The organism is Brachybacterium sp. HMSC06H03 (assembly GCF_001807385.1).
Lineage (GTDB): Bacteria > Actinomycetota > Actinomycetes > Actinomycetales > Dermabacteraceae > Brachybacterium > Brachybacterium conglomeratum.
In genome coordinates, this window is the sequence record NZ_KV788957.1 from 1 (window position 1) to 6,678 (window position 6,678).

At 73.2% G+C, this 6,678-nt stretch carries 6 protein-coding genes; 3 read left to right on the forward strand and 3 right to left on the reverse strand.

What is annotated here, in order from left to right; genetic code table 11:
* Positions 1 to 55: 55 nt before the first annotated feature.
* Together HMPREF3159_RS15875 and HMPREF3159_RS15880 are read right to left on the reverse strand one after the other, a co-directional pair.
* On the reverse strand, positions 56 to 1,453 hold the full coding sequence (locus HMPREF3159_RS15875) for a class II 3-deoxy-7-phosphoheptulonate synthase (protein ID WP_371441717.1): 1,398 nt from the start codon (positions 1,451 to 1,453) through the stop codon (positions 56 to 58).
* 109 nt (positions 1,454 to 1,562) lie between these two features.
* Positions 1,563 to 2,297, reverse strand: coding sequence for a lysophospholipid acyltransferase family protein (locus HMPREF3159_RS15880; RefSeq protein WP_083305993.1), 735 nt, complete (start codon positions 2,295 to 2,297; stop codon positions 1,563 to 1,565).
* A gap of 72 nt (positions 2,298 to 2,369) precedes the next feature.
* On the opposite strand from HMPREF3159_RS15880, the gene HMPREF3159_RS15885 reads away from it, so the two are divergent.
* Together HMPREF3159_RS15885 and HMPREF3159_RS15890 are read left to right on the forward strand one after the other, a co-directional pair.
* Positions 2,370 to 3,143, forward strand: coding sequence for an alpha/beta hydrolase (locus HMPREF3159_RS15885; RefSeq protein ID WP_070502175.1), 774 nt, complete (start codon positions 2,370 to 2,372; stop codon positions 3,141 to 3,143).
* Complete coding sequence (locus HMPREF3159_RS15890) at positions 3,140 to 3,661, forward strand: hypothetical protein (RefSeq protein ID WP_070502176.1); 522 nt, start codon at positions 3,140 to 3,142, stop codon at positions 3,659 to 3,661. Before HMPREF3159_RS15885 ends, HMPREF3159_RS15890 begins: the two co-directional genes overlap by 4 nt.
* Positions 3,662 to 3,703: 42 nt before the next feature.
* On the opposite strand, the gene HMPREF3159_RS15895 is transcribed toward HMPREF3159_RS15890, so the two are convergent.
* Positions 3,704 to 4,639: an ROK family protein gene (locus HMPREF3159_RS15895; RefSeq protein WP_070502177.1), complete on the reverse strand. Its 936-nt coding sequence runs from the start codon at positions 4,637 to 4,639 to the stop codon at positions 3,704 to 3,706.
* Between the two features lie 168 nt (positions 4,640 to 4,807).
* On the opposite strand from HMPREF3159_RS15895, the gene HMPREF3159_RS15900 reads away from it, so the two are divergent.
* A complete protein-coding gene (locus HMPREF3159_RS15900; protein ID WP_070502178.1) occupies positions 4,808 to 6,616 on the forward strand; it encodes an AMP-dependent synthetase/ligase in 1,809 nt (602 codons plus the stop codon).
* The last annotated feature ends 62 nt before the right edge of the window (positions 6,617 to 6,678 follow it).

Genomic DNA, 6,678 nt, shown 5'->3' on the forward strand with positions numbered 1-6,678 from the left:
CCGCCCCGATCGGGGCGGCGCCGTCGTCGTCGGGCTGCCGGAGGTGCGGAACCGCTCAGCGGCGGGAGAGCATCTCCGCGACGAGGAAGGCGAGCTCGAGGGACTGCTGATGGTTCAGCCGCGGGTCCACGAGGGTCTCGTAGCGGCGGGTGAGGCCCTCCTCGTCGATCTCCCCGGTGCCGCCCAGGACCTCGGTGACGTCGTCGCCGGTGAGCTCCATGTGCAGGCCCGCCGGGACGGTTCCGAGCTCCTGGTGCACCTCGAAGAAGCCCACGACCTCGTCGAGGATGTCCTCGAAGCGGCGGGTCTTGTAGCCGTTGGAGGAGGTGATGGTGTTGCCGTGCATCGGGTCCGTCACCCAGGCGACCTGGGCGCCGGCATCCCGCACGCCCTCGACCAGCGCCGGGAGCCGGTCACGGATCTTCCCGGCGCCCATGCGGGTGATGAAGGTGAGCCGGCCCGGCTCGCGCTCGGGGTCGAGGCGGTCGATCAGGCGCAGCGCGTCGTCGAGGGAGGCGTCGGGGCCGAGCTTCACCCCGATCGGGTTGCGCAGACGGGACATGAACTCCACGTGCGCGCCGTCGAGCTGACGGGTGCGCTCGCCGATCCACAGGAAATGGCCCGAGCAGCCATAGATCTCGCCGGTGCGGGAGTCGATGCGCGCGAGCGCCTCCTCGTAGTCCAGCAGCAGCGCCTCGTGGGAGGCGTAGAACTCCACGACCTTCAGCGCGTCGAAGTCCGCGCCGATCGCGTCCATGAAGCGCACGGCCTTGTCGATCTGCCCCGCGAGCTCCTCGTAGCGGTCGTAGCCGACGCCCGAGGAGGTGAAGCCGCGGTTCCAGGAATGGACCTCGCGGAGGTCCGCGAAGCCGCCGTTCGTGAAGGCGCGCAGGAGGTTCAGCGTGGAGGCGCTGGTGGTGTACGTCTTCCACAGGCGGCGCGGATCCGGTTTCCGGGCCTCCTCGGTGAAGGCGTACTCGTTGACCGCGTCGCCGCGATAGGTGGGCAGGGTCACGCCGTCGCGGGTCTCCTCGTCGGCGGAGCGGGGCTTGGCGAACTGTCCGGCCATCCGGCCCATCTTCACGACCGGCACGGAGGCGCCGTAGGTGAGCACGGCCGCCATCTGCAGAATGGTGCGGATCTTGTTGCGGATGCGATCCGCGGTGGAGTCCGCGAAGGTCTCGGCGCAGTCGCCGCCGGCGAGGAGGAAGGCCTCGCCGCGGGCCGCGGCGGCGACGCGCTCGCGCAGCACGTCGACCTCGCCGGCGAAGACCAGCGGCGGCGCGGCGCGCAGGTCGTCGAAGACCTGGGCGCGGGACCCCTCGTCGGGCCACACGGGCTGCTGCACGCGCGGGAGCTCGCGCCAGGCGCCGAGCGCCGCCAGGCCGTCGTCGGCCGAGGACAGCGAGAAGTCGTGGGCGCGGGCGGGGGCGTCGGGGCTGAATGGAGTCACGCCGACAGGGTAGCCAGTTCCGCACGGGTGCGTGCTCAGGGACCGATCGCCGGGCAGCGCGCGGCCCGTCGCGGGCACGGCCCAGGCCCGACGGGAGTCCGTCAGGGGCTCAGCGCCGTCGGCGCCGGGTCCCGGAGGGGTTCGAGGCGGCCTGCTCCGCGCGCAGCCTGCGCTTCACGTCGCTCGCGTACTCCGGGGCCCGCTCCTGCCCGGAGAGCGCAGCGATGCGGTCCATGACCTCGTCGGTCACGGCGCGCAGCCGTGTCGCCTCATCGGCTCCGGGATGGCGGGCGAGAACCTCCGCCGGATCGATCGGTGCCCCGACCTCCACATGGATGCGGGGTCGACGGCGCGGGAAGTACTTCCGTCCCCGCTGCGCCTCGAAGGCGCCGATCATCGCGACCGGCACGATCGGCGCCTCCGCCGCGAGGGCGAAGCGCGCCACCCCCGTCTTCCCGCGATGCAGCCGACCGTCGGGGCTCCGGGTCCCCTCGGGATAGATGCCGAGCACGTCGCCGCGGGAGAGCACCTCGAGCCCCGCCTGGATCGCCGTGCGCGCGGCCCCGCCGCCGCTGCGATCCACGGGCATCACGTGCAGCCCTCGCATCACCGCACCGGCCAGCCGCGCGATCGGCGAGCGGCCCGAGAAGATGTCGGACTTGCCCAGGAAGTGCACGCTGCGCCGCACCTGTCCGGGGAGGAACACGGTGTCGGCGTAGGTGAGATGGTTCGACGCCAGGATGACCGGCCCCTGCACGGGGATGTTCTCGTGGCCGCTGAGCGTCGGTGCCCACACGGCCCTCACCACCGCCATGACGAAGGGCTTGGCGATCTCGTACAGCACGTCGGCCCTCCTGCGGGCGCTCGAGGACGGGGCGAGGATGCCCCGGGCGGAAGCGGATGCGACGATGTCCCCATGGCGTTCAGCGAACTGTCCCGGCCGTGGCGCGCGCGGGGTCACTCTAACCCGCGCGGCGGGCTCCTCCTGTGCCACGGGTTCACCGGCTCGCCGCAGTCGATGCGTCCCTGGGCGGAGCACCACGCCGCGCTCGGCTGGGAGGTCGAGCTGCCGCTGCTGCCCGGCCACGCGCGCACAGAGCAGGACCTCGCGCGCACCAGCTGGCAGGACTGGTACGGGTGCGTGCGCGAGGCGGCGCTGGAGCTGTCCGGCGAGCTCGGGCCGATCGCAGTGGGCGGGCTGTCGATGGGCGGGAACCTCGCCCTCGCCCTCGCCGAGGACGAGGAGCTCGCCGGGGCGATCTGCGCCGTGGTCGCGGTGAACCCGGGGATGACGCTGCCGCGGATCGCGGTCGCGGCCGATCTGATCGCCCCGGTGGTGCGCACCCTGCCCGGGATCGGGTCGGACATCGCGCGCGAGGACGCCTCCGAGGAGGCGTACGAGCGGATGCCGGTGCGCGCCGTCGGCCAGCTGCGCCGGCTGTTCCGCCGCACCCGCGAGGGTCTCGGCGCCGTCCGGGCCCCGCTGTTGCTGGCGACCTCCCGCGTCGACCACACCGTCCCGCCCTCCGACAGCGACCTCGTCGCCGCCCGGGTCCGCGGGCCCGTCGAACGGCTCTCGCTCGCCCGGAGCCACCATCTGGCGCCGCTCGACCACGACGCCCCGCTGCTGTTCGAGACCTCGGCCCGGTTCCTGGACGCCCGCGTCCCCGTCCCCGAGGGGTCCCGATGAGCGGGGAGGACGGCCGCTCCCCCGAGCCCCGCGACGTCGACGCGGAGTTCGCCCGGATGCTGCGCGACGAGGGGCTCGCGCTCGGCCCCGGGAGGGCGCCGCGCGAGCCGGCCGCGCCGGAGGACGAGGACGGCCCCGGCCGCTTCGCCGCCGAGGAGGACGAGGACGGGCCGCCGACCGAGGAGACCCTGCAGGAGTCCCGCCGACGTGCCCGGGAGGCGCATCCCTCGAGGGGGCCGCGGGACGCCCCGCCGCGCGAGCTCGACGACGACGAGGTGCTCTACGGCGACTTCGACCCGCCGGACCCGGACCTCCCCCAGCCCTCCTCCGCGGTGCTGTGGTCGTGGACCGCGCTGCTCGGCGGCTTCGTGCTCCTGCTCGCCGTGACGCTCTCGGCCTCGCTGCCCTCCGTGCTCGGATGGGCCGGCGGCGCCGCGGCGCTCGGCGGGATGGTCTCGCTGCTGCTGCGGCTGCCGCGCCGCCCTCGCGACGAGGGGGACGACGGCGCCGAGGTCTGAGCCGGCCCCCGCCTGCGCGGCTGCGCTCCCCGCCTGCGCGGCTCAGCGGGCGAGGTCCGCGGCGCCGACGATCCCGGCACGGTTCCCCATGCCGGCGAGCACGAAGGGTGCCAGGGGCCGGTGCGCGCGGGCGGTGAGGCTCACGGAGTACGCCTGTCGGGCGGGATCCAGCAGCAGGTCCCCGGCGGCCGAGACCCCGCCGCCGACGACGATCACGTCGGGGTCCAGCAGCGCGGAGATCGTCGCCGCGCCGCGTCCGAGCCAGGTCCCGATCTCGGCGATGAGCTCCCGCGCGCCCGGGTCCCCCTGCTGGGCCAGTCGCGTGACGAGCGGGCCGTCGATCGCACGCCGGTCCCCGCCCGCGGCCTGCACCAGCGGACCGAGCAGCGGGTCGCCGCTCGCGGCCCGGCGCTTCGCGGCGCGCACGAGCGCGGTGCCGGCCGTGTACTGCTCGAGGCAGCCGCGCAGCCCGCACCCGCACCACTGCCCGTCGGGCACCGCGGTCATGTGGGCGACCTCGCCGGCGAAGCCCCCGCTGCCGCGCAGCAGGACGCCCTCCATCACGGCCGCGCCGCCGAGTCCTGTGCCGACGGTGAGCATCAGCATGTGGCGCGCCTCCCGAGCCGCGCCGAAGCGGAACTCCGCCCAGCCGGCGGCGTTCGCGTCGTTCTCGACGACGACCGGGAGCCCTGTGAGGCGCTCGAGCTCGTCGGCGAGGGGATGATCGCGCCAGGCCAGGTTCGCGGCGAAGGTGACGGTGCGCCGGTCCGCGCCGATGAACCCGGCCGCGCCGACGCCGATCCCGCCGACGGCGTGCTCGCCGCGCAGCTCCGCGACCGCATCGGCGACCGCGGCCTCGAGCAGCGCCGGGTCCGTCGCCGGCGTGCTGCGCGTGGTCGCGGCGATGATCTCGCCGTCCTCGTCCACGACCCCTGCCGCGATCTTCGTGCCGCCGATGTCGACTCCGATGGAGAGCATCCGTCCCTGCCTCGTTCCCCTGCGCGCCGCGCGCATCCGGTCGTCGCGCAGCTGTCGCGCTCATCGTAGTGGCGCACTGCCGTAGACTCGGCACGACCCCACCAGCGCTTCCGGCCAGGTCGTCCGGTACGCCGGTCACGTGCACCCCGCCGGATCGAAGGAGATTCGATGAAGCAGTACACCACGCCGCCCCAGCATCACAGCAGCCCCGACGAGAACGCGACGGACCTGCTGCTGGGGCGCCTCAGGACGGATCCCTCCGTGCCGATCTTCGAGCTCGCCCAGGAGGGCGGCGGCTACCGTCCGATGCGGACCGCCGACTTCGTCGAGGACGTCAAGGCGGTCGCGAAGGGGCTGATCGCCTCCGACGTCGCCCCCGGCGATGTCGTCGCGATCCTCTCCCGCACCCGCTACGAGTGGGCGCTGGCGGACTGGGCGATCTGGTGGGCCGGCGGCGTCAGCGTCCCGATCTACGAGTCCTCCTCCCCGAGCCAGATCCAGTGGATCGCCTCGGACTCCGCGGCGAAGTTCGCCCTCGTCGAGTCAACGCGCCACAAGGAGGACATGGAGTCGGTGCGCGGCGAGCTGCCGGCTCTGCAGCGCATCGGCGTGCTGGAGGACGGGATCCTCGAGGACCTCAGGCAGCGCGGCGCAGGGATCAGCGACGAGGAGCTCGAGTCCCGGCGCACCGCGCGCCGTCTCGACGACGTCGCCACCATCATCTACACCTCCGGCACGACCGGCCGTCCCAAGGGCGCCGAGCTCACGCACTCGAACTTCGTCGACACCACCCGCAGCGCGGTGACGCTGCTGGGCGAGAAGGTGCTGCCCAGCGGCTCGCGCCTGCTGATGTTCCTGCCCATGGCGCACGTCTTCGCCCGTCTGATCACGGTGCTCGCCGCGGCCTGGCCGGTCACCACGGCCTTCACCCCGGACACCAAGAACCTCCTGCCCGACCTCGCCGCCTTCAAGCCCACCTTCCTGCTCGCCGTGCCGCGCGTGTTCGAGAAGGTCTACAACGGCGCCGAGGCCAAGGCGATCGCCAGCGGCAAGGGCAGGATCTTCGGCGCCGCCGCGAAGACCGCGATCGACTACTCCACCGCGCAGGCCGACGGGAAGGTCCCGCTCACCCTCTCGCTCAAGCACAAGCTCTTCGACCGTCTCGTCTACGGCACCCTGCGCGAGGCGATGGGCGGTCAGGTCAGGTGGGCGGTCTCCGGCGGCGCTCCGCTGGGTGCGCGGCTGTCCCACTTCTTCCGCGGCATCGGCGTGACCGTGCTCGAGGGCTACGGCCTCACCGAGACCACGGCGCCGATCTGCGTGAACCTGCCCTGGGACGTCCGCCCCGGCACCGTGGGCCCGCCCCTGCCCGGCTCCTCCGTCGCGATCGACGACAGCGGGGAGCTGCTGGTCAAGGGCGTGATGGTGTTCAAGGGCTATCACAACAACCCCGAGGCCACCGCCGAGTCCCTGAAGGACGGCTGGTTCCATACCGGTGACCTCGGCTCGCTCGCCGACGACGGATCGATCACGATCACCGGACGCCGCAAGGAGGTCATCGTCACCGCGGGCGGCAAGAACGTCTCCCCGGCGCAGCTCGAGGACCAGCTGCGCTCCCACCCCCTGGTCAGCCAGTGCGTGGTGATCGGCGACCAGAAGCCCTTCGTCGCCGCGATCCTCACGCTGGACGCCGAGATGCTCCCGACCTGGCTGAAGAACAACGGCAAGCCGGAGATGAGCCTCACCCAGGCCGCGGAGGACGCGGAGATCCGCGCCGAGCTGCAGAAGGTGGTGGACCGGGCGAACGAGTCGGTCTCCCGGGCCGAGTCGATCCGCTCCTTCGTGGTCATCGACTCCGACTTCACCGAGGAGAACGGCTATCTCACGCCCTCGCTGAAGCTCAAGCGCAACGTCGTCGTGAAGGACCTCGCCCCGATCATCGAGAAGATCTACTCCGCGCCCAAGCCCCAGGGCTGAGCGCGGGCACGCTCGCCATCGGCGGCCGACGGGCCCCGGCACCTCGGAGGTGCCGGGGCCCG

Bases quoted from the DNA above. Each gene is read 5' to 3' on its own strand.
- HMPREF3159_RS15895 (WP_070502177.1), bottom strand. From the start codon at position 4,639: ATGCTCTCCATCGGAGTCGACATCGGCGGCACGAAGATCGCGGCAGGG.
- HMPREF3159_RS15890 (WP_070502176.1), top strand. From the start codon at position 3,140: ATGAGCGGGGAGGACGGCCGCTCCCCCGAGCCCCGCGACGTCGACGCG.
- HMPREF3159_RS15885 (WP_070502175.1), top strand. From the start codon at position 2,370: ATGGCGTTCAGCGAACTGTCCCGGCCGTGGCGCGCGCGGGGTCACTCT.
- HMPREF3159_RS15900 (WP_070502178.1), top strand. From the start codon at position 4,808: ATGAAGCAGTACACCACGCCGCCCCAGCATCACAGCAGCCCCGACGAG.